Annotated in this window: 21 protein-coding genes; 19 read left to right on the forward strand and 2 right to left on the reverse strand. The window is 66.4% G+C overall.

Features of this window, described 5'->3' with window-relative positions; genetic code table 11:
• Positions 1-93 precede the first annotated feature (93 nt).
• From dnaX to LGM71_RS20015, 9 genes are all read left to right on the forward strand, one after another.
• Positions 94-2,430 (forward strand): DNA polymerase III subunit gamma/tau, encoded by a 2,337-nt coding sequence (gene dnaX, locus LGM71_RS19975; RefSeq protein ID WP_226116085.1) that lies wholly within the window; start codon positions 94-96, stop codon positions 2,428-2,430.
• 94 nt (positions 2,431-2,524) lie between these two features.
• The gene (locus tag LGM71_RS19980; protein ID WP_006755698.1) at positions 2,525-2,851 is read left to right on the forward strand and encodes a YbaB/EbfC family nucleoid-associated protein; all 327 of its coding nucleotides are present in this window, start codon (positions 2,525-2,527) and stop codon (positions 2,849-2,851) included.
• Positions 2,852-2,900: 49 nt separating this feature from the next.
• Positions 2,901-3,497, forward strand: coding sequence for a recombination mediator RecR (gene recR, locus LGM71_RS19985; protein WP_014896897.1), 597 nt, complete (start codon positions 2,901-2,903; stop codon positions 3,495-3,497).
• A 48-nt stretch (positions 3,498-3,545) separates the two neighbouring features.
• Positions 3,546-4,751: a CaiB/BaiF CoA transferase family protein gene (locus tag LGM71_RS19990; RefSeq protein ID WP_226116087.1), complete on the forward strand. Its 1,206-nt coding sequence runs from the start codon at positions 3,546-3,548 to the stop codon at positions 4,749-4,751.
• A gap of 223 nt (positions 4,752-4,974) precedes the next feature.
• Complete coding sequence (gene surE, locus LGM71_RS19995) at positions 4,975-5,736, forward strand: 5'/3'-nucleotidase SurE (protein ID WP_059604358.1); 762 nt, start codon at positions 4,975-4,977, stop codon at positions 5,734-5,736.
• Positions 5,733-6,662 carry a protein-L-isoaspartate(D-aspartate) O-methyltransferase gene (locus LGM71_RS20000; protein ID WP_174908866.1) on the forward strand — a complete coding sequence of 310 codons (930 nt, stop codon included), beginning with the start codon at positions 5,733-5,735 and terminating at the stop codon, positions 6,660-6,662. The genes surE and LGM71_RS20000 overlap by 4 nt, the downstream gene beginning before the upstream one ends.
• A 5-nt stretch (positions 6,663-6,667) precedes the next feature.
• Positions 6,668-7,549, forward strand: coding sequence for a peptidoglycan DD-metalloendopeptidase family protein (locus LGM71_RS20005; RefSeq protein WP_174908868.1), 882 nt, complete (start codon positions 6,668-6,670; stop codon positions 7,547-7,549).
• A gap of 11 nt (positions 7,550-7,560) precedes the next feature.
• The gene (gene rpoS, locus LGM71_RS20010) at positions 7,561-8,646 is read left to right on the forward strand and encodes an RNA polymerase sigma factor RpoS (protein ID WP_059604367.1); all 1,086 of its coding nucleotides are present in this window, start codon (positions 7,561-7,563) and stop codon (positions 8,644-8,646) included.
• 3 nt (positions 8,647-8,649) lie between these two features.
• The gene (locus LGM71_RS20015) at positions 8,650-9,426 is read left to right on the forward strand and encodes a 3'-5' exonuclease (RefSeq protein WP_059604370.1); all 777 of its coding nucleotides are present in this window, start codon (positions 8,650-8,652) and stop codon (positions 9,424-9,426) included.
• Positions 9,427-9,453: 27 nt separating this feature from the next.
• Here the strand turns inward: LGM71_RS20015 and LGM71_RS20020 are convergent, their stop codons facing one another.
• Positions 9,454-10,308: an endonuclease/exonuclease/phosphatase family protein gene (locus LGM71_RS20020; protein WP_226116091.1), complete on the reverse strand. Its 855-nt coding sequence runs from the start codon at positions 10,306-10,308 to the stop codon at positions 9,454-9,456.
• A gap of 198 nt (positions 10,309-10,506) precedes the next feature.
• Here LGM71_RS20020 and rlmD point away from each other — a divergent pair, with 198 nt between their 5' ends.
• Positions 10,507-11,904, forward strand: coding sequence for a 23S rRNA (uracil(1939)-C(5))-methyltransferase RlmD (rlmD, locus tag LGM71_RS20025; protein WP_124622649.1), 1,398 nt, complete (start codon positions 10,507-10,509; stop codon positions 11,902-11,904).
• A gap of 66 nt (positions 11,905-11,970) precedes the next feature.
• On the opposite strand, the gene LGM71_RS20030 is transcribed toward rlmD, so the two are convergent.
• On the reverse strand, positions 11,971-12,669 hold the full coding sequence (locus LGM71_RS20030; RefSeq protein ID WP_006761414.1) for a Bax inhibitor-1/YccA family protein: 699 nt from the start codon (positions 12,667-12,669) through the stop codon (positions 11,971-11,973).
• Positions 12,670-12,919: 250 nt separating this feature from the next.
• Here LGM71_RS20030 and ndk point away from each other — a divergent pair, with 250 nt between their 5' ends.
• The 9 genes from ndk (at position 12,920) to hfq (ending at position 22,311) form a co-directional block, all read left to right on the forward strand.
• Positions 12,920-13,345, forward strand: a complete 426-nt coding sequence (ndk, locus tag LGM71_RS20035; RefSeq protein ID WP_006478674.1) for a nucleoside-diphosphate kinase — start codon at positions 12,920-12,922, stop codon at positions 13,343-13,345.
• Between the two features lie 55 nt (positions 13,346-13,400).
• Positions 13,401-14,540 carry a 23S rRNA (adenine(2503)-C(2))-methyltransferase RlmN gene (gene rlmN, locus LGM71_RS20040; RefSeq protein ID WP_014896906.1) on the forward strand — a complete coding sequence of 380 codons (1,140 nt, stop codon included), beginning with the start codon at positions 13,401-13,403 and terminating at the stop codon, positions 14,538-14,540.
• A gap of 136 nt (positions 14,541-14,676) precedes the next feature.
• The gene (locus tag LGM71_RS20045; RefSeq protein WP_226116092.1) at positions 14,677-15,702 is read left to right on the forward strand and encodes a helix-turn-helix domain-containing protein; all 1,026 of its coding nucleotides are present in this window, start codon (positions 14,677-14,679) and stop codon (positions 15,700-15,702) included.
• 106 nt (positions 15,703-15,808) lie between these two features.
• Positions 15,809-17,113 carry a flavodoxin-dependent (E)-4-hydroxy-3-methylbut-2-enyl-diphosphate synthase gene (gene ispG, locus LGM71_RS20050; RefSeq protein WP_059604437.1) on the forward strand — a complete coding sequence of 435 codons (1,305 nt, stop codon included), beginning with the start codon at positions 15,809-15,811 and terminating at the stop codon, positions 17,111-17,113.
• Between the two features lie 21 nt (positions 17,114-17,134).
• Positions 17,135-18,475 (forward strand): histidine--tRNA ligase, encoded by a 1,341-nt coding sequence (gene hisS / locus LGM71_RS20055; RefSeq protein ID WP_044848982.1) that lies wholly within the window; start codon positions 17,135-17,137, stop codon positions 18,473-18,475.
• 55 nt (positions 18,476-18,530) lie between these two features.
• Positions 18,531-19,160 carry a tetratricopeptide repeat protein gene (locus LGM71_RS20060; RefSeq protein ID WP_124622651.1) on the forward strand — a complete coding sequence of 210 codons (630 nt, stop codon included), beginning with the start codon at positions 18,531-18,533 and terminating at the stop codon, positions 19,158-19,160.
• A 40-nt stretch (positions 19,161-19,200) separates the two neighbouring features.
• Positions 19,201-20,346 (forward strand): outer membrane protein assembly factor BamB, encoded by a 1,146-nt coding sequence (gene bamB / locus LGM71_RS20065; protein WP_059604387.1) that lies wholly within the window; start codon positions 19,201-19,203, stop codon positions 20,344-20,346.
• A 246-nt stretch (positions 20,347-20,592) separates the two neighbouring features.
• Positions 20,593-21,930 carry a ribosome biogenesis GTPase Der gene (gene der, locus LGM71_RS20070; protein ID WP_014896912.1) on the forward strand — a complete coding sequence of 446 codons (1,338 nt, stop codon included), beginning with the start codon at positions 20,593-20,595 and terminating at the stop codon, positions 21,928-21,930.
• Positions 21,931-22,071: 141 nt separating this feature from the next.
• Positions 22,072-22,311, forward strand: a complete 240-nt coding sequence (gene hfq, locus LGM71_RS20075) for an RNA chaperone Hfq (protein WP_006399927.1) — start codon at positions 22,072-22,074, stop codon at positions 22,309-22,311.
• The last annotated feature ends 2 nt before the right edge of the window (positions 22,312-22,313 follow it).

Here is a 22,313-nt window from a genome sequence, read left to right on the forward strand (position 1 = left end):
TTCTGCGTCATTCTCCGTTCTACCTGCGCATTGCCCGTCTTCCGCACCGTTTCACGTGTCGGCGCGACGCAGCGTTACTGATACAATTTCCCGATGACCTATCAAGTTCTCGCACGCAAGTGGCGTCCGAAGGATTTCGCTTCGCTCGTCGGCCAGGAGCACGTCGTCAGGGCGCTCACGCACGCGCTCGACGGCGGGCGTCTCCATCACGCCTATCTGTTTACCGGAACCCGCGGCGTCGGCAAGACGACGCTGTCGCGGATCTTCGCGAAGGCACTCAACTGCGAAACCGGCGTCACGTCGCAGCCGTGCGGTGTGTGCCGCGCGTGCCGCGAGATCGACGAAGGCCGCTTCGTCGATTACGTCGAAATGGACGCGGCGAGCAACCGCGGCGTCGACGAAATGGCCGCGCTGCTCGAGCGCGCGGTGTACGCGCCCGTCGATGCGCGCTTCAAGGTCTACATGATCGACGAAGTGCACATGCTGACGAATCACGCGTTCAACGCGATGCTGAAGACGCTCGAGGAGCCGCCGCCGCACGTCAAGTTCATCCTCGCGACGACCGATCCGCAGAAGATTCCCGTCACGGTGCTGTCGCGCTGCCTGCAGTTCAACCTGAAGCAGATGCCGGCCGGGCACATCGTGTCGCATCTCGAACGGATCCTCGGCGAAGAGCGGATCTCGTTCGAGCAGCAGGCGCTGCGCCTGCTCGCGCGCGCCGCGCAGGGCAGCATGCGCGATGCGCTGTCGCTGACCGACCAGGCGATCGCGTATTCGGCGAACGAAGTGACCGAATCGGCTGTGTCGGGCATGCTCGGCGCGCTCGATCAGACCTACATGGTGCGCCTGCTCGATGCGCTCGCGGTCGGCAACGGCCCGGAGATTCTCGCGATCGCCGACGAGATGTCGCTGCGCAGCCTGTCTTTTTCCACCGCGCTGCAGGACCTTGCGAGCCTGCTGCACCGGATCGCGTGGGCGCAGTTCGCGCCGGGCTCGGTTCTCGACGAATGGCCGGAAGCGGCCGACCTGCGCCGCTTCGCGGAGACGCTGAGCCCCGAGCAGGTTCAACTGTTCTATCAGATCGCGACGGTCGGACGCGCGGAGCTCGGCCTTGCGCCGGACGAATACGCCGGCTTCACAATGACGCTGCTGCGGATGCTCGCGTTCGAGCCGGCCGTCGGCGCCGGCAGTGCGCCGGGCGGTCAGCCGGCCGTGCCGCGTGCCGTACCCGCGGCTGCGCCGCGTGTGGCAGCCGCCGCGTCGGCGGCGCCCAAGCCGTCTTCGGAACAGGCAACCGCCGCGGGCGTAGCACGCCCGCAAGCGGCCGCTCCGGTCGCGCCCGCTGCGCGTCCGTCGCCGGCCCGGTCTGACGAAGCGGTGACTTCGCCCGCCGTGAAGCCTGTTTCGACGCCGGCAGCGGCTGCAGCCGCAGCGCCGCAGCCGGAAGCAAACCCGGCACCGCAGGCAGCACCGGCGAGCGATGCGTTGCCCGCTGTCCGCAACGAACCCGAATTGCCTGCTGCCGCCACGCGCAACGACGAACCAGCGCCGGCTGCCGAACAGGCGCCGCGTGCCGCGCCGGCCGAGCCCGTCGCGCGCCCGGCGGCCCGCGGCGGTGCGGCTGCCGCACTCGACGTGCTACGCAATGCCGGCATGCGCGTGTCGTCCGACCGTTCGCGGGCGGGCGGCGCGTCGAAACCGGCGGCGGCCCAGCCGGCCCCGGAGAAACCGGCGGCATCGCGACCTGCCGTGCAGGTGCCGACGCCGCGCGCGGCGGCACGCGCGCCGCAGCCAGCCGACACGCGCCAGGCTCCGCCGCCGTGGGAAGACATTCCGCCGGACGAATACGTGCCGCTCAGCGCCGACGAGATGTTCGGCGGTGCGGCGGACGACGGCTTCGTGCCTGTGTTCGACAGCGGCCCCGATGACGTGCGCATTGCGCCGAAGGCGGCGGAGGCGCGTCCGTCCGCACCGGTCGACACGCGCCCGCTGCCGCCCGCGATCGCGCTCGACCCGGTCGGCTTCGATGGCGAATGGCCGGCGCTGGCCGCACGGTTGCCGCTGAAGGGCGTCGCGTATCAGCTCGCGTTCAACAGCGAGCTGACGGCCGTCGACGCGACGACGTTGAAACTGTCCGTGCCGGTGCCGCAGTACGCGGACGCCGCCCAGGTCGCGAAACTGAAGGCCGCCCTGGCCGACGCGCTCGGCAAGCCCGTCGAGGTCGAGGTCGAGGTCGGGCCCGCGCGGCGCACCGCGGCGGCGCTGGATGCGGCCGCGCGTGCGGCACGCCAGCGCGAGGCCGAGCAGGACATCCATGGCGATCCGTTCGTCCAGCAACTCGTGCGTGACTTCGGGGCGCGTATCGTCGAAGGCTCGGTGCGGCCGCTCGCCGATTTGGCGCCGGACGGCACATCCCCGACGCTGCATTGAACGAATCGCACCGCGACAGGCACAATCACGCCCGCACATATTGACCGGCGCGCGCCGCGTGCCGGTTTTCACACGATCAAGAAGGAGTATTCCCATGTTGAAAGGCAACCTCGCCGGACTGATGAAGCAAGCGCAGCAAATGCAGGAAAACATGAAGAAGATGCAGGAGCAGCTTGCGCAGATCGAAGTCGAAGGGCAGTCGGGTGCCGGGCTCGTCAAGGTGACGATGACCTGCCGCAACGAAGTGCGTCGCGTGGCGATCGACCCGAGCCTCCTCGCGGACGACAAGGACATGCTCGAGGATCTGGTCGCGGCAGCGTTCAACGATGCCGTGCGCAAGGCCGAGGCGACGTCGCAGGAAAAGATGAGCGGCATGACGTCCGGCCTGCCGCTGCCCCCGGGCTTCAAGCTGCCGTTCTGAGCGCAGCGTCCGTTTAGTCCGATCAGCTCGTTCTGCTTTCAGCCGCCGTATGAAACAGCCGTCCGCCCTGTCCGCCCTCGTCGAAGCGTTGCGCGTATTGCCCGGCGTCGGGCCGAAATCCGCGCAGCGCATGGCGTACCACCTGATGCAGCACGATCGGGAGGGCGCGGAGCGGCTCGGCCGGTCGCTGCTGTTCGCGACCGAGCACCTGCAGCACTGCGAGAAGTGCAATACGTTCACGGAAGCGCAGATCTGCGAGGTGTGCAGCGACGAGGAGCGTGATCCGACGTTGCTGTGCGTCGTCGAGACACCGGCCGACCAGATCATGCTCGAGCAGACGATGACGTATCGCGGGCTGTATTTCGTGCTGATGGGGCGGCTGAGCCCGCTCGACGGAATCGGCCCGAAGGAAATCCATTTCGACCGCCTCGTGCGGCGCGCGTCCGACGGGATCGTCAAGGAGGTCGTGCTTGCGACCAACTTCACGAACGAGGGCGAGGCCACCGCGCACTACCTCGGCCAGACGCTGAAGGCGCGCGGGCTCGCGGTCACGCGCCTCGCGCGTGGCGTGCCGGTGGGCGGCGAGCTCGAATACGTCGACGCGGGCACGATCGCCCGCGCGATGCTCGACCGCCGCACGATGTAAGCCGGGCGCCGCCGGCCGGCGGCGCCGTTCCTCATGTCAGGGAGACACATGAGCGCCAGTCAGGGCCCCCTCGCGGGCGTCAAAGTGCTCGAATTCGGGACGCTGATCGCGGGGCCGTTCGCGTCGCGCCTCTTCGGCGAATTCGGCGCGGAAGTGATCAAGATCGAGGATCCGAACGGCGGCGACCCGCTGCGCAAGTGGCGCAAGCTGCATCCGGAGCAGGGCGGTACGTCGCTGTGGTGGTCGGTCCAGGCCCGCAACAAGAAATCGGTCACCCTCAACCTGAAATCCGATGCCGGCAAGACGATCGCGCGGCAGCTCGCGCGCGAGGCCGACATCGTGATCGAAAACTTCCGCCCGGGCCTGCTCGAGAAGCTCGGGCTCGGCTACGACGTGCTGTCGGCCGACAACCCCGGTCTCGTGATGGTGCGCCTGTCCGGCTACGGGCAGACGGGCCCGTACCGCGACCGGCCGGGCTTCGGCGCGATCGCTGAATCGATGGGCGGGTTGCGCCACATCACCGGCTATCCGGACCTGCCGCCGCCGCGCATCGGCATCTCGATCGGCGACTCGATCGCCGCGCTGCATGGCGTGATCGGCGGGCTGATGGCACTTCACCACCGCAAGGTGAACGGCGGCGCGGGGCAGGTGGTCGACGTCGCGCTGTATGAAGCGGTGTTCAACATGATGGAAAGCGTGGTGCCCGAGTACGGCGTGTACGGGATGGTGCGCGAGCGCACCGGCGCGTCGCTGCCGGGCATCGTGCCGTCGAACACCTACGCGTGCCGCGACGGCAGCATTGTGATCGGCGGCAACAGCGACCCGATCTTCAAGCGGCTGATGAAGGCGATCGAACGCGACGATCTCGCCGACGATCCGGCGCTTGCACGGAACGACGGCCGCGTGCCGCGCACGCAGGAGATCGACGAGGCGATCGCCGCGTGGCTCGCGCCGCGCACGATCGACGAGGCGCTTGCCGTGCTCAACGCGGCCGACGTGCCCGCCGGGCGCATCTACAGCGCCGCCGACATGTTCACCGATCCGCAGTTCGTCGCGCGGCAGATGATCCAGCGCTTCAAACTGGCCGACGGCACCGACATTCCGCTGCCGAACATCACGCCGAAGTTGTCCGACACGCCGGGCGAAACGCGCTGGCTCGGGCCCGAACTCGGCGAGCATACGGACGAGGTGCTGCGCCGCCTCGGCTACGACGCACAGGCGATCGCCGCGCTGCGCGAGGCCGGCGCGATCTGAGTGCCCCGAGGCCGGGCGCTTCGCGTCGGGCTTCCGCGAGGGCGGCCTCTCCCGAGGGGCACGCTTTGGGGCGGGAAACGCCGGGCGGCACAACGTTGTCTCGCGCCCGCGGAACGCCGCCGTGCAATGCGGCGGCGCACCGCGCACGCGTCGTGCATGCAGGCCCGTCCGCAGCCGCCTGACTGTCGCTCTCGCGCCATCTTTCCTCGGTTACAATCGCCGGATGCGAATCCTACTCAGCAACGACGACGGCTATCTCGCCCCCGGTCTCGCCGCGCTCAGCGACGCGCTGCAGCCGCTGGCCGACCTCACGGTGATCGCGCCCGAGCAGAACTGCAGCGGCGCATCGAATTCCCTCACGCTGTCGCGGCCGCTGTCGGTGCAGCGCGCGACGAATACGGGTTTCTTCTACGTGAATGGCACGCCGACCGATTCGGTGCACGTCGCGTTGACGGGGATGGCCGACGCGAGGCCCGACCTCGTCGTGTCCGGGATCAACAACGGCCAGAACATGGGCGAAGACACGCTCTATTCAGGGACCGTTGCGGCCGCCACCGAAGGCATCATGTTCGGCGTGCCGGCCATCGCGTTTTCGCTGGCCGAGAAGGGCTGGGCGCATCTGACGGACGCGGCGCGCGTCGCCGCGGAAATCGTCGAACACTATCTCGCGCATCCGCTGCCCGGTCAGCCGCTGCTGAACGTCAATATCCCGAATCTGCCGTATGGGGAACTGAAAGGCTGGCAGGTCACGCGCCTCGGCAAGCGTCACCCGTCCCAGCCGGTGATTCGCCAGACCGACCCGCGCGGCGAGCCGGTCTACTGGATCGGTGCCGCGGGTGCTGCGCTGGACGCGAGCGAAGGCACCGATTTCCACGCCGTCGCAAACGGTTTCGTATCGATCACCCCGCTGCAGCTCGATCTCACGCATACGCAAATGCTGCCCGCAACGCGCGAATGGGTGCGCGCAGGAGGGCGGGCTTCATGAGCGGCGAGCGCGCGAAGCGGTTTCCGCTCGCGCTCGAAGATCTCAAGCGAGCGCCACGCAAATCGGAAGGCCGGGCCGGCGAACGCCATGCGGCGGGCGCGGTGCCGAAGGCCGTCGACAAGTCCGCCGCCGTGCTGAAGCCGGTGGCGGTGAAGACGGGCGTCGCCCGCCCGGTGCCCGGCACGACCGCCGCGAAGCCGGCGACCGCGCCGAAACCGACCGCGCTGAAGCCGGCGATGCCCAAGCCGGCTGCGCCGAGCGTCGCGCCGGCCGGTGCGTTCGCGCTGACGTCGGAACGTGTGCGCGAGCGCATGGTCGAACGCCTGCGCGCGAACGGCGTGACCGACGCGCGCGTGCTGGATGCGATGGCCGCGGTGCCGCGTCACATGTTCGTGGATCCGGGGCTCGCGACGCAGGCCTATGAGGATGCCGCGCTGCCGATCGGTCATCAGCAAACGATTTCAAAGCCGTCGGTCGTCGCGCGCATGATCGAGCTCGCGATGGCCGGCCGCACGCTCGAGCGCGTGCTCGAGATCGGCACCGGTTGCGGCTACCAGGCCGCGGTGCTGAGTCACGTGGCACGCGACGTGTATTCGATTGAACGCATCAAGCCGCTCTACGAGCGCGCAAAGCTGAACCTGCGGCCGCTGCGCGTGCCGAACATCCGTCTGCATTACGGCGACGGGCGTGTCGGTCTGCCGTCCGCGGGCCCGTTCGACGCGATCGTGATCGCTGCGGCGGGGCTCGACGTGCCACAGGCGCTGCTCGAGCAACTCGCGATCGGCGGGCGGCTCGTCGCGCCGGTCGGCGCGCAGAGCGGGCAGCCTCAGGTGCTCACGCTTGTCGAGCGCGTCGCGCACGCGCAATGGCGGGAGTCGCGGCTTGATCGCGTTTTCTTTGTCCCTTTAAAATCCGGAGTGATTTGAAACCGATGAGTATGTTGCGCGCGATGCAAAACAACCGAACCAGGGAACCGCTCACGTTCGCCCAGCGCGCGATCTGTGTGGCTGCGTTCTCCACGCTACTGGCCGCCTGTGCGACGCGGCTCGACAACGCGCCCGTCGTCGACCGCTCCGGAACGCTCGGCACGACCGCCGCCGCCCAGCCGGCGGTGCCGCTCGGCCCGCCGCCGCCCGGCTTCTACCGTGTGAAACCGGGCGATACGCTGTACCGGATCGCGCTCGAAAACGGACAGAACTATCGCGACATCGCCGCGTGGAACAACCTGGCGAACCCGAACCAGATCGAAGTCGACCAACTGCTGCGCGTCGCGCCGCCGGGCGGTGCCGCGGTTGCAGGCTCGCCGGCTGCCGCGCCGATCGCAGGCGCCGCCGTCGCGACCGCACCGCTCAGCAGCGGTCCCGCGACGCCGGCCGCAGGCTCGTCGTCCGCGGTCACGCCGCCGGCTGCCGCCGCATCGAGCGATACGGCCGCGGCGCCGAGCGGCCCCGTGACGTTCGCATGGCCCGTGCGCGGCCCGGTGCTGAACGGTTTCGACGACGCGAAGAACAAGGGCGTCAATATCGGCGGCACGTCCGGCGAGGCCGTGAAGGCGGCGGCCGACGGCCGCGTCGTCTACTCGGGCAACGGCCTGCGTGGCTACGGCAATCTCATTATCATCAAACACGATGCAACTTACCTCACGGCGTATGCACACAATCGCGCTTTGATGGTAAAAGAGGGGGACGCGGTAACGAAGGGGCAAAAGATCGCCGAGATGGGTAACAGCGATGCCGACCGCGTGATGCTGCATTTCGAGGTTCGCCGGCAGGGTAAACCTGTCGATCCGCTGAAGTATTTGCCGCCTCAATAACCGAGACGACCATGCCGAAATCGAAGCGCCACGAGCCGCAAGCCGAATCTGAGAAGATCAGTCGTGCCACGCAAGCATCGGTGGAGCGAGCTGGCGCTTCGACGGACGACGAAGACGACGTCGCGGAAAACGAACGTGATCTCGAGGCACGCGACGCCGAGGCGGACGGCGACGACGAGCGCGAAGGCCGTGCGGAAGCCGCGCCCGACGTCGACGATTTCCGCGCATTGCTGCAGGCCGAACTCACGGCCGACACGATCCAGCATTACCTGAATCGCATCAGCGTGAAGCCACTCCTGACCGTCGAGGAGGAGCAGCGCTATTCGCGTCTCGCGAAGGCCGGCGAATTTGAGGCGCGGCAGGTGATGATCGAGCGCAACCTGCGTCTCGTCGTCAGCATCGCGAAGGGTTACCTGAACCGCGGCGTGCCGTTGCTCGACCTGATCGAGGAAGGCAACCTCGGCCTGATGCACGCGATCGAGAAATTCGACCCGACGCGCGGCTTTCGTTTCTCGACCTACGCGACGTGGTGGATCCGCCAGAGCATCGAACGGGCGATCATGAACCAGGCGCGCACCGTGCGCCTGCCCGTGCACGTGATCCGCGAACTGAACCAGGTGCTGCGCGCGAAGCGCCACCTCGAAAAAAATTCGATGTCGACGGGCGAGGCGGCCGAGCGCCGCGAAGCCAGCATCGACGACATCGCCTATCTCACCGGCAAGACCGCCGAGGAAGTCACCGACATCCTCGCGCTCAACGAGCACACCGCGTCGCTCGACGCGCCGCTCGATCTCGATCCCGCGAGCAGCCTGCTCGACCTGCTGCCCGACGACCAGAGCCAGTCGCCCGACGCCGAGGTGCAGCACCGCGAACTCGAGACGCTCACGCGCGCGTGGCTGTCGCGGTTGTCCGACAAGCATCGGCACGTGATCGAGCGCCGCTTCGGCCTGAACCACATCGAACCGGCCACGCTCGAGGAGCTGGCCGACGAGATGGGGCTCACGCGCGAGCGGGTGCGGCAGATCCAGCAGGAAGCGCTGGTGCGCCTCAAGCGGTTCTTTGCCTCCAACGGCGTGCGCAAGGACGCCGTTCTGTAACTGATGACTCCGATTCTCGTTTTTGACATCGAGACCATTCCCGATGTCGACGGCATTCGCCGTCTGGAAGACCTGCCCGCGACGCTCGACGATGCCGCGGTGGCCGAACATGCGTTCGCCGCGCGCCGCGAAAAGACCGGCAGCGATTTCCTGCCGCATCACCTGCAGCGCATCGCGGCGATTTCCTGCGTGTTCCGCGACAACAATGGTTTTCGCGTGCGCTCGCTGGGCACGCCCCAGGACAACGAGGCGACGCTCGTCCAGTCGTTCTATCGCGTGATCGAGAAATACACGCCGCAGCTCGTGTCGTGGAACGGCGGCGGCTTCGATCTGCCGGTGCTCCATTACCGTGCGCTCGTGCACGGGATCCCCGCGACGCGCTACTGGGATCTGGGCGAGGACGACCGCGAATTCAAGTGGAACAACTACATCTCGCGCTATCACTCGCGACACACCGATCTGATGGACGTGCTCGCGATGTATCAGGCGCGCGCGAATGCGCCGCTCGACGCGCTCGCGAAGCTGTGCGGGTTTCCGGGCAAGCTCGGGATGGACGGCAGCCAGGTGTGGCCCGCGTTCCAGGACGGCCGGATCGAGGAAATCCGCAACTATTGCGAAACCGACGTCGTCAATACTTACCTGCTGTATTGCCGGTTCCAGCTGATGCGCGGCGGCCTGACGCCGAGCGAATATGCTGACGAGATCCTGCTCGTGAAGAACGCGCTGGCACAGGAGCCCGCGTCACATTGGGCCGAATACCTGGCCGGTTTCGACGCGTAACGCGGGAGGCTCGCGCCGCGGCAGCGATCAATCGAGTTCGAGCACGATCGGCTGGTGATCCGACGCGCGCACGTCGCCGTCGATCTCGCAGCGCGTGACGCGTGGCAGCAGCGTATCGGTCACGAACACGAAATCGCATGCGAGCGGCCCTTCCGACCATTGCGCCGTGTCGTAGACGCCGGCAGTCGGTGGCGGCGTGCAGCCCGGGTGGCGGGCAATCCACGCATCGACGAACGGCGGCGCGTCGGCGATCGGCGCCAGCATGCGCCGGTACGCATCGCTGCCGAACGCGCTGTTGAAATCGCCGCAGACGATCGCGTCGCGCGGCTGGTCGGTCGCGCTGAACGGCCCCGTCGCATTTTCCGCCGGCGCGGGCCGGTCCGCGTGGGCGCAGGCCTCTCGGTGCTGATCGCGCAACGCATCGACCTGCGCGAGTCGCTGGCGCGCCGAATAGTATTCGAGGTGCGTCGTGACGACCCGCAGCGGACCCGACGGCGTCACCAGCTCGACGTCGAGCGCGACACGCGGCATCGACGGCGCGCCCGCGTCGGCCGGCCAAGGCAGCAGGTGGCGCAGCACGCGCCGGACGGGCAGCCGGGTCGCGATCGCATTGCCGAACTGGCGACGCGGCGCGCCGGGTTCCAGCGCCGGCAGGTCGGCGCCGATCGCGTCGACGATCGCATAGCCGGGCAGCAACGCCGCCAGTTCGGCGAACTGGTCCGGGCCCGGCCGGCCGGGCAGTGCGCCGAAGCCGCGCGTCACTTCTTGCAGGCACAACACGTCGAAGTCGCCAAGCCGGCGGGCGGCGGCGATGGTGCGGGGAAGGTCGACGACGCCGTCCGCGTCCCGACCCCATTGAACGTTCCAGTCGATCAGTCGCATGGTCGAGTCTCCTGCGAGCAGAACTTATGCCGTCCGTGGCCTGGCGAGACGCCGCGCATGCGGGCCGACGGCAGACCGTGCCTGCATGACGCGGTGCGGTAGGCGCATCCATATCGACGCTTGCGCCACGAAAGCGGGCGATGCGGGCTTTCGTCGTCTACAATCTCGCCTTCTTCAACGTTTTGTCAGGAAAAGCTGGTGTCCGAAGCCGTCCCCACTTCTGCGCGCAAATCGAAAAATGCGCCCGTCGCGCCCGGGCCTGCCCCGGTTCTCGAGATCGAATCGCTCGACATGGAAGCGCGCGGTGTCGGCCGCACGACGACCGAGGACGGCTCGCCGGGCAAGGTCATCTTCGTCGAGGGCGCGCTGCCCGGGGAGCGCGTGACCTATTCGAGCTATCGTCGCAAGCCGAGCTACGAGCAGGCGACCGTCGTCGATATTCTGCGCCCAAGCGTGCTGCGCACGCAGCCGAAGTGCAAATTCTTCGGCACCTGCGGCGGCTGCTCGATGCAGCACCTCGACATGCGTGCGCAGGTGGCGATCAAGCAGCGCGTGCTCGAGGACAACCTGTGGCACCTGTCGAAGCTGCGCGCCGAGACGATGTTCGCGCCGATCCACGGCCCGTCGTGGGGTTACCGCTACCGTGCGCGCCTGACCGTGCGCAACGTCGCGAAGAAGGGCGGCGTGCTCGTCGGATTCCATGAAAAGAAGAGCAGCTATGTCGCCGACATGACGAGCTGCGAAGTGCTGCCGCCGCACGTGTCGGCGATGCTCGTACCGCTGCGTCGGCTGGTGGAGGGGCTCTCGATCCGTGACCGGATGCCGCAGATCGAGCTCGCGGTCGGTTCGCAAGTCACGGCGCTGGTGCTGCGCGTGCTGGAGCCGATCAATGCGGATGACGAAGCGCTGCTGCGCGCGTTCGCGGACGAGCACAAGGTGCAATTCTGGCTTCAGCCGAAGGGCCCGGACACGGTCACGCCGTTCTATCCGCTGGACGTGCCGCTCGACTACACGCTGCCGGAGTTCGGCATCCGCATGCCGTTCAAGCCGACCGACTTCACGCAGGTCAACCATCAGATCAACCGCGTGCTGGTGGGCCGCGCGCTGCGCCTGCTCGCGCCGTCGCGCGACGATCGCGTGCTCGACCTGTTCTGCGGGATCGGCAACTTCACGCTGCCGCTCGCGCGGCTGTCCCGCGAGGTGATGGGCATCGAAGGCAGCGAGACGCTGACGACGCGCGCGCTGGCGAATGCGCGCGAGAACGGTGTCGACGGCCACACGACGTTCGCGTGCCGGAACCTGTTCGAGGTGACGGGCGACGACCTTCGTGCGCTCGGCGCGTTCGACAAGTTCCTGATCGACCCGCCGCGCGAAGGCGCGCTCGCGGTGTCGAAGGCGCTGGCCGAAATCGCGCAAAGCGGCGACGGCCCGCTGCCGAAGCGCATCGTCTACGTGTCGTGCAACCCGTCGACGCTCGCGCGCGATGCGGGCCTGCTCGTGCACGAGGCCGGCTATCGGCTGAAGGGTGCCGGAGTCGTTAACATGTTCCCGAATACGTCGCACGTCGAATCGATCGCGCTGTTCGAGCGCGACTGAGCGGACGGGCGGTGGACGTAAAAAAACCGGCCCACGAGGCCGGTTTTTTTCGGTGTCTAGCGACCGTCAGTTGCGGTTGCCGCCGAAGATGCCGAGCAGCGCGAGCAGGTTCGTGAACACGTTGTACAGATCGAGGTAGATCGCAAGCGTCGCCGAGATGTAGTTCGTCTCGCCGCCGTTCACGACGCGCTGGACGTCGAACAGCATGTAGGCCGAGAAGATCGCGATCGCGAGCACCGACACGGTGAGCATCAGCGCCGGCAGTTGCAGGAAGATGTTCGCGACCGAGGCAAGCAGGATCACGATCACGCCCATGAACAGCCACTTGCCGAGCCCCGAGAAGTCGCGCTTGCTGACCGTGGCGATCGTCGCCATCGCGGCGAAGATGATGCCGGTGCCCCCGAACGCGAGCATGATCAGCGACGGGCCGTTCGAGAAGCCGAGGATGAAGCTCAGCAGGCGCGACAGCATCAGGCCCATGAAGAACGTGAAGCCGAGCAGCACGAACACGCCGGCCGCGCTATTTTTCGTCCGCTCGATCGCGAACATGAAGCCGAACGCGATCGCGAAGAACGCCAGCAGGCTCATCATCGGGCTGGTGGCCGCGAACAGCGAGAAGCCCGTCGCGACGCCGACCCATGCCCCCAGCACCGTCGGCACCATCGACAGCGCGAGCAGCCAGTACGTGTTCCGCAGCACGCGATTGCGAACCTCCGCGGTGCTGACGGAGCCGCCGCGGCCGAAATTGTACGGATAGTCGTTCATGGTTTCTCCTAACATTGAACGCGTGGGCGTCCCGGGCCGGTTCGGCGCACGCGGTGTGCGGTGCAGCAAACCGGAGCAGCTATGGCTAAGATACGTTCCGCACCGCTTGGTTTCAATGGCAGGGCGGCGCAAAAACATATGGATTCTGAACCTTTCACTCGTGTAAGGGTTCAATCGCAATGATACACGGGATCGTGCTACAATAGCGGATTCATTTGAACCTGTAACTTCTTAATTTCTTGGAGTTTTTATGGCAATCGAGCGCACCCTGTCGATCATCAAGCCGGATGCGGTGGCAAAGAACGTGATCGGCCAGATCTACAGCCGTTTCGAAGGCGCCGGCCTGAAGATCGTCGCATCGCGCATGGCACACCTGTCGCGTGCTGACGCAGAGAAGTTCTACGCAGTTCACGCAGCACGTCCGTTCTTCAAGGACCTCGTCGATTTCATGATCTCGGGCCCGGTGATGATCCAGGTTCTGGAAGGTGAAGGCGCGATCCTGAAGAACCGCGACCTGATGGGCGCGACGGATCCGAAGAAGGCGGAAAAGGGCACGATCCGCGCAGACTTCGCCGACAGCATCGACGCGAACGCCGTGCACGGCTCGGACGCAGCGGAAACGGCTGCGGTCGAAATCGCGTTCTTCTTCCCGGAAATGAACGTTTACTCGCGCTAAGCCCTGGCTGACAGCAAGTAGGCAGGATTCAGCGCACGCGGCAAGGCAGCACATCATGACGAGCGAAACTTCCGTCAATCTTCTCGACTTCGATGCCGAGGGTCTTGTCGCGTACTGCGGCAGCCTCGGCGAGAAGCCGTTCCGCGCCAAGCAGTTGCAGCGCTGGATCCATCAGTACAACGCTGGCGATTTCGACGGCATGACCGACCTCGCGAAGTCCCTGAGAGAAAAGCTCAAGGGCCGCGCGTCGATCGTGATGCCCGATATCGTCAGCGATCACGTTTCCACCGACGGCACGCGCAAGTGGCTGATCGACGTCGGAAACGGCAATGCGGTCGAAACCGTTTTCATCCCGGAAGAGACGCGCGGCACGTTGTGCGTGTCGTCGCAAGCCGGGTGTGCGGTCAACTGCCGCTTCTGCTCGACGGGCAAGCAGGGCTTCTCCCGCAACCTGTCGACAGCCGAAATCATCGGCCAGCTCCGGATGGCCGAATTTGCACTGCGTGCGTCGCTCGGTCGCGCGCCCGGTCCGAATGGCAAGGCCGAACGGGTCGTCACCAACGTGGTGATGATGGGCATGGGCGAGCCGCTGCTGAATTACAGCGCGGTCGTGCCCGCGATGCGGCTCATGCTCGACGACAACGCCTACGGCCTGTCGCGCCGCCGCGTCACATTGTCGACGTCCGGCGTGGTGCCGATGATGGACCGCCTCGGCGCCGAACTGCCGGTCGCGCTCGCCGTTTCGCTCCACGCACCGAACGACGCGCTGCGCGACGAACTGGTGCCGCTCAACAAGAAGCATCCGCTTCGCGAACTGATGGCCGCGTGCCAGCGTTATCTGAAAGTTGCGCCGCGCGACTTCATTACTTTCGAATACTGCATGCTCGACGGCGTCAACGACACCGAAGCGCATGCGCGCGAACTGCTGGCCGTCACGCGCGACGTGCCCTGCAAGTTCAATCTGATCCCGTTCAATCCGTTTCCGGAATCGGGCCTCATCCGCTCGAAGCCGGAGCAGATCAAACGTTTCGCACAGGTCCTCATCGACGCGGGTGTCGTCACGACCGTGCGCAAGACGCGCGGCGACGACATTGACGCCGCGTGCGGCCAGCTGGCCGGCGCCGTGAAGGACCGCACGCGCCTGGCGGAGCGAACGGGCGCAGCAGCAAAAATCATCGAAGTTCGGGCGGTTTGACGGGGATGCCCGAACCTTTTGGCGGTACAACACGCGAATAGCGATCGGACGCGGCGCCTCGACGCCGCGCATGATATGGACGGTTGCGGGAGCCGGCGGCGCCCGCCAGTGAAGAAGAATCGACGCGAGGACAAGGATGAGTGAGCCGCAGCCGACAAACGGCGCAGAGATGAATGCCGCGAAGCCGGCGCAGGCAGGGCTTGAAACGCTGGCGGCCGTCGGCAGCCGGCTGGCGGAGCTCCGGGAAGCGAAGGGCTGGACGGTCGACGACGTGTCGGCGCGGCTCAAGGTCGCCCCGCAGAAACTGCGTGCGCTTGAGGCAGGCGACATCAGCCATTTGCCCGGCGTGACATTCGCGCTCGGCGTCGTGCGCAGCTACGCGAAAATGCTCGGTGTCGATCCCGAGCCGTTTGCACAGGCATTGCGCCGCGAGCGCGGCGTGCCCGAAGTCGATCTGTCGATGCCCGCGTCGTCGGGGACGGATCTGCCGCGCGGCCGCGTATCGATTCCGCTCGGCGGCTCGTCGCGCCATCATCCGTGGCTGTGGGGGACGGCGATCGTTGTCGTCGCGGTGATCGCGGTACTCATGTGGCACACTGGCGGCGATACGTCGAGCTGGCTCGCGCGCTTCAAGAGTGGCGGCGACGCCGAACATGCGTCGGCGGCGAGCGCGTCGGCGGCGTCTTCCGCCGAAGAGGCGGTCGCCGGCGGTGCGTCGACGGCAGTCGGCAACGATGTCCCGGCGCAGGTTGCAGCATCCGCCGCGGCACCGCAGGCTGTTGCGTCGGCTGCTCCGGTTGCTTCGGCTCCGGCCCCGACGGCCGTCGTGCCTGCGTCGCAACCGATCATCGCGTCGGCAGCGGCGAGCAGCGCGGCCGTGTCGGCGCAGCCCGCGAGCGTCGTGGTGGCGGCAGGCCAGTCGATGGTCGAACTGAAGGTCAAGCAGGATTGCTGGTTCAGCGTGCGCGACAAGAACGGCAAGGAGCTGTTCTCGGCGCTTGTGCGGGCCGGCGAGACGAAGCAGGTCGCCGGCGACGGGCCGTTCAAGGTCACGATCGGCAACAAGGCAGGTCTTGATACGGTCGCGTTCGACGGAAAACCCGTCGATCCGGCGAAATATTCGGCAGCGCGGGGTAACGTGGCGCGGTTCACGCTGCCCTGACGTCAAGCGCCGTGACGCAGGCCTGTCCTGGACAGGCCGCGAGGGCACGGCGCTTTTTCAATTCATGCGCCGCCTCGCGGCGCATTCCGCGTAAATGGATCTATCGATGCAATCCGAAGCTCAATCCCCACGCAGCAGTCAGATTTGTTCAACCGAGCCGGTGTTCGGCGGGCATCAGCCGCGTCGCGTGTCGCATGCGGTGGATGTTCGTTGGGGCGGGCAGCTCGTGACGATCGGCGGCGATGCGCCGGTGCGCGTGCAGTCGATGACGAATACCGACACGGCCGACGCGATCGGCACGGCGATCCAGATCAAGGAACTCGCGAATGCGGGCTCGGAACTGGTGCGCATCACGGTCAATACGCCGGAGGCCGCGGCCGCCGTGCCGGCGATCCGCGAGCAGCTCGACCGGATGGGTGTGACCGTCCCGCTCGTCGGAGATTTCCACTACAACGGCCACCTGCTGCTGCGCGACTATCCGGGCTGCGCGGAGTCGTTGTCGAAGTACCGGATCAACCCGGGTAACGTCGGCCAGGGTGCGAAGCGCGACACGCAGTTCGCGCAGATGATCGAAGCCGCGGCGAAGTATGACAAGCCGGTGCGGATCGGCGTGAACTGGGGCAGTCTCGACCAGGACCTGCTCGCGCGCATGATGGACGAGAACGGTGCGCGTGCGCAGCCGTGGGATGCGCAGAGCGTGATGTACGAAGCGCTGATCCAGTCGGCGATCGGCTCGGCCGAGCGCGCGGTCGAACTGGGTCTCGGCCGTGACCGCATCGTGCTGTCGTGCAAGGTCAGCGGCGTGCAGGACCTGATCGCCGTGTACCGCGAGCTCGGCCGCCGCTGCGGGTTCGCGCTGCACCTCGGTCTGACCGAGGCGGGCATGGGCTCGAAGGGCATCGTCGCTTCGACGGCCGCGCTCGGCGTGCTGCTGCAGGAAGGGATCGGCGACACGATCCGCATTTCGCTGACGCCGGAGCCGGGCGCGTCGCGCACGGGCGAAGTGATCGTCGGCCAGGAAATCCTGCAGACGATGGGCCTGCGCTCGTTCGCGCCGATGGTGATCGCGTGCCCGGGCTGCGGCCGCACGACGAGCACGCTGTTCCAGGAACTCGCGATGCAGATCCAGACCTATCTGCGTGAGCAGATGCCGGTCTGGCGCAAGGAATATCCGGGCGTCGAGAAGATGAACGTCGCGGTGATGGGCTGCATCGTCAACGGCCCGGGCGAGTCGAAGCACGCGAACATCGGCATCAGCCTGCCGGGTTCGGGCGAAAACCCGGCCGCACCCGTCTTCATCGATGGCGAGAAGGTCAGGACGCTGCGCGGTGAGCGGATCGCCGAGGAATTCCAGCAGATCGTCAGCGACTACGTCGCACGCAATTACGGCCGCACCGAGGCCCTGAACTAAATTCGTCCACACACACGAACGATGACTGAACAGAAACGCAAGATCGAGAAGCTCACCGGCGTCAAGGGCATGAACGACATCCTCCCGCAGGATGCCGGCCTCTGGGAGTTCTTCGAAGCTACCGTGAAATCGCTGCTGCGCGCGTACGGCTACCAGAACATCCGCACGCCGATCGTCGAACATACGCAGCTCTTCACGCGCGGCATCGGCGAAGTCACGGACATCGTCGAGAAGGAGATGTACAGCTTCACCGACGCGCTGAACGGCGAGAACCTGACGATGCGCCCGGAGAACACCGCGGCCGTCGTGCGCGCGTCGATCGAGCACAACATGCTGTACGACGGTCCGAAGCGCCTGTGGTACATCGGCCCGATGTTTCGTCACGAGCGTCCGCAGCGCGGCCGCTATCGTCAGTTCCACCAGGTCGGCGTCGAGGCACTCGGCTTCGCTGGCCCGGACGCGGATGCCGAAATCATCATGATGTGTCAGCGCCTGTGGGACGACCTCGGCCTGACCGGCATCAAGCTCGAGATCAACTCGCTCGGTCTCGCCGAAGAGCGTGCCGCGCACCGCGTCGAACTGATCAAATATCTCGAGCAGTTCGCCGATGTCCTGGACGAGGACGCAAAGCGTCGCCTGTATACGAACCCGCTGCGCGTGCTCGACACGAAGAACCCCGCGCTGCAGGAAATCGCGCAGAACGCGCCGAAGCTGATCGACTTCCTCGGTGACGAGTCGCGTGCCCATTTCGAAGGGCTGCAGCGCCTGCTGCTCGCGAACAACATCCCGTTCAAGATCAACCCGCGTCTCGTGCGCGGCCTCGACTACTACAACCTGACCGTGTTCGAGTGGGTGACCGACAAGCTCGGCGCGCAGGGCACGGTCGCGGCCGGCGGCCGCTACGATCCGCTGATCGAGCAACTCGGCGGCAAGCCGACCGCCGCATGCGGCTGGGCGATGGGCATCGAGCGCATTCTCGAGCTGCTGAAGGAAGAGGATCTCGCGCCCGAGCAGGAAGGTGTCGACGTGTACGTGGTGCACCAGGGCGAGACGGCGCGCGAACAGGCGTTCATCGCGGCCGAGCGTCTGCGCGATACGGGCCTCGACGTGATTTTCCACTGCAGCGCTGACGGCGGCCCGGCAAGCTTCAAGTCGCAGATGAAGCGGGCCGATGCGAGCGGTGCCGCGTTCGCGGTGATCTTCGGCGAAGAAGAGGTCGCGAACGGCACGGTCGGCGTGAAAGCGTTGCGCGGTGCCGGCGAGGATGGGGAAAAGAACGTTCAGCAGACCGTACCGGTCGAAAGCTTGACCGAATTCCTAATCAATGCGATGGTTGCATCCGCCGAAGACGGCGACGACTGATCGCGCTGGCATTCGCTCGACAAGAAAAGCCTGAAAAGGAAGGAATCGCTCGCCGATGAGTTATCACGACGAACAAGAATCGATTGAAAGTCTCAAGGCGTGGTGGGCCCGCTGGGGCAACCTCACCACGTGGATCGTGCTCGCGGCGCTGGTCGTCGCGGCCGGTTTCAACGGCTGGAATTACTGGCAGCGCCGTCAGGCCGCCGAGGCTTCCGGGTTGTACGAGCAGGTGCAGAAGGCTGCCGCCGGGAATGACAAGGCGACGATGGCCCGCGCGGCGGCCGACATGGAAGACAAGTTCGGCAGCACGCCGTATGCGCAGATGAGCGCACTGTTGGCAGCGAAGACGCTGTACGCAGCCGGCGATGCCGCCGGCGCGAAGGCGCAGCTGCAATGGGCCGTCGATCACGCCAAGGACGACGAGTACAAGCAGATCGCGAAGCTGCGTCTCGCATCGCTGCTGCTCGACGAGAAGGCGTACGATGCGGGCCTCGCGCTGCTTTCCGGCACGCCGGTCGATGCATTCAAGGGTCTCGTGGCCGATCGCCGCGGCGATCTGCTTGCGGCCCAAGGCAAGACCGCCGATGCGCGCGCCGCATACAAGCTTGCGCTCGACGGCCTGTCGCAGGACGACCAGTCCGCGCGTCAGCTCGTGCAGTTCAAGCTCGACGCGCTCGGCGGCTGATCCCGGCCCTCTCAACCTCTTAACTCTGCTTCGCTAACCGATGAATTTGCTGAAACGTTACGCTGTGCCCGTAGCCTGCGCGGCGGCTGTCCTGGCATTGGCGGCCTGCTCGTCGTCGAAGGACGCGCGCCGCGTGCCGACGCCGCTCACCGAGTTCAAGCCCGTCATGGACGTGCAACAGGTCTGGAAGGCGAGCGTCGGCAAGGGCGGGCGCTACCTGTTCTCGCCGGTGGCCGTTGGCGACGCCGTCTACGCGGCGGGCGAGAACGGTTCGGTCGAGAAGATCGACGCGAAGACGGGCCAGACGCTGTGGCGCGCGAAGGTTGGCTCGGATCTGTCGGCCGGGGTCGGCAGCGACGGCAACCTGACCGCAGTCGGTGCGTTGAAGGGCGGCGTGTTCGTACTGGGCCCCGACGGCAAGCAACTGTGGAAGACGAGCGTGCAGGGCGAGATCTTCTCGCCGCCGCTGGTCGGCAACGGTCTCGTGATCGTGCGCACGATCGACGGCCAGGTGATCGCGTTCAACGCGCAGACGGGCGAGCAGAAGTGGAACTACCGCAACCGCGCGGTGCCGCTGAACCTGCGCGTGTCGGCCGGCATGACGTTCGCGGGCGATGCGGCCGTGCTGGCGGGCTTCCCCGGCGGCGGTCTTGTCGCGATCAACCTGCAGACGGGCGAGCCGTTCTGGCAGACGCCCGTGTCGTTCCCGAAGGGCGTGACCGAAGTGGAGCGTATCAACGACGTCAGCGGTCCGCCGACGCTCGTGGGTGCTCAAGCGTGCGCGGTCACGTTCCAGGGCCAGCTCGGCTGCTTCGACGCGAACTCGGGCCGTCCGCTGTGGGAAAAGGCGTTCTCGAGCCGCAGCGGTCTCGCGCAGGACGATTCGGTCGTCGCCGGCGGGGACGACTGGTCGGTCGTGACGGCCTACGACGCGGCGAGCGGCAATCAGCTCTGGCGTAACGACAAGCTGAAGAGCCGCGACGTCGGCGTGCCATACCTGCTCGGCCATGCGGTCGTGATGGGCGACTACAAGGGCTTCGTGCACTTCCTGTCGCGCGAGGACGGCAGCTTCATCGCCCGGATGAAAACCGACGGCAGCGCGATTACCGCGGCGCCGGTCCTGGCCGGCAATACGCTCGTCGTGCAGACGAAGGATGGCGGCCTGTACGGGTTCCGTCCGCGCTGACGCGCACGCAACGAGCGCAATCGCGGCGCGGCGGGCTCGTCCCGCGCGCGCGATTGCGCGACATGAAGGCGGCCGGTGTCCCCGGCCGCTCGGTATTTGAAAGGCAGTTCGAAACGAAAGACGACGGCGCGCAACGCGCGCCCGGCGCGCGCATCCGGCGCGGCGCGAATTCGTGATATTTTCATTCAGCGCAGCCGCCCGCAGCAGCGGGCCTCCCGCTGCTGCGCATCACCGTAGAAAACACAGATGAAACCGGTCATTGCCCTCGTTGGGCGCCCCAATGTGGGGAAATCCACGCTGTTCAACCGGCTCACGCGCTCGCGCGATGCGCTGGTTGCCGACTTGCCCGGCCTGACGCGCGATCGCCATTACGGCGAAGGGCGCGTCGGCGAGCGGCCGTATCTGGTCGTCGATACCGGCGGCTTCGAGCCCGTCGCGAAGGACGGCATCCTGCACGAGATGGCACGCCAGACGCGGCAGGCCGTCGAGGAAGCCGACGTCGTCGTGTTCATCGTCGACGGCCGTAACGGCCTCGCGCCGCAGGACAAGTCGATCGCCGACTACCTGCGCAAGACCGGCCGGCCGATCTTCCTGGTCGTCAACAAGGCCGAGGGGATGAAGTACACGGCGGTTGCGACGGACTTCTACGAGCTCGGGCTCGGCGATCCGCGCGCGATCTCGGCCGCGCACGGCGATGGCGTGACCGACATGATCAACGAAGCGCTGGAAGTCGCATACGCGGGCCAGCCCGAGGAGGCGGACGAGGACGATCCGTCGCGCGGCATCAAGATCGCGATCGTCGGCCGGCCGAACGTCGGCAAGTCGACGCTCGTGAACGCGCTGATCGGCGAGGACCGCGTGATCGCGTTCGACATGCCGGGCACGACGCGCGATTCGATCTACGTCGACTTCGAGCGCAACGGCAAGAAATATACGCTGATCGACACCGCCGGCCTGCGACGTCGCGGCAAGGTGTTCGAGGCGATCGAGAAATTCTCGGTCGTGAAGACGCTGCAGTCGATCTCCGACGCGAACGTCGTCATTCTTCTGCTGGATGCGCAGCAGGACATTTCCGACCAGGACGCGCACATCGCCGGCTTCGTCGTCGAACAGGGCCGCGCGCTCGTGATCGGCGTGAACAAGTGGGACGGCCTCGACGACCATGCACGCGATCGTGCGAAAGCGGATTTGACCCGCAAGCTGAAATTCCTCGACTTCGCGAAATCGCACTACATTTCGGCCGCGAAGAAGACGGGCATCGGCGCGCTGATGCGCTCGGTCGACGACGCGTACGCGGCGGCGATGGCGAAACTGCCGACGCCGAAGCTCACGCGCGCGCTGATCGAGGCGGTCGAGTTCCAGCAGCCGCGTCGTCGCGGTCCGGTGCGTCCGAAGCTGCGCTACGCGCACCAGGGCGGCCAGAATCCGCCGCTGATCGTCATCCACGGCAACGCGCTCGATGCGGTCACGGAAACCTACAAGCGTTACCTCGAAAACCGATTCCGCGAAACTTTCTCACTGACCGGGACTCCATTGCGCATAGAGTTCCGTTCGTCGAACAACCCGTACGCGGACAAGGGCTGAAGCAGGTCCTGCAAGGGGTAGGCCGCATGGCCTACGCCCGGGCGGGGCATGCAAAATCGGCTATAGTGTAGCGATTGGCGCCGGATCTCTTTTTCTTCGTCGCCAATCCAGATCAACCTGCAAAAAAAGATGGAGTACGCCATGAGCAACAAAGGGCAATTGTTACAAGACCCGTTTTTGAACGCACTGCGCAAAGAGCACGTTCCCGTTTCGATCTATCTCGTCAACGGCATCAAGCTGCAAGGGAACATTGAATCGTTCGACCAGTACGTCGTGTTGCTCCGTAATACGGTGACCCAGATGGTCTACAAGCACGCCATCTCGACGGTCGTGCCGGCGCGCCCGGTGAATTTCCACCCGGACGCGGAAGCCTCGTCCTAACC

Source organism: Burkholderia sp. AU33545 (assembly GCF_020419685.1).
Lineage (GTDB): Bacteria > Pseudomonadota > Gammaproteobacteria > Burkholderiales > Burkholderiaceae > Burkholderia > Burkholderia diffusa.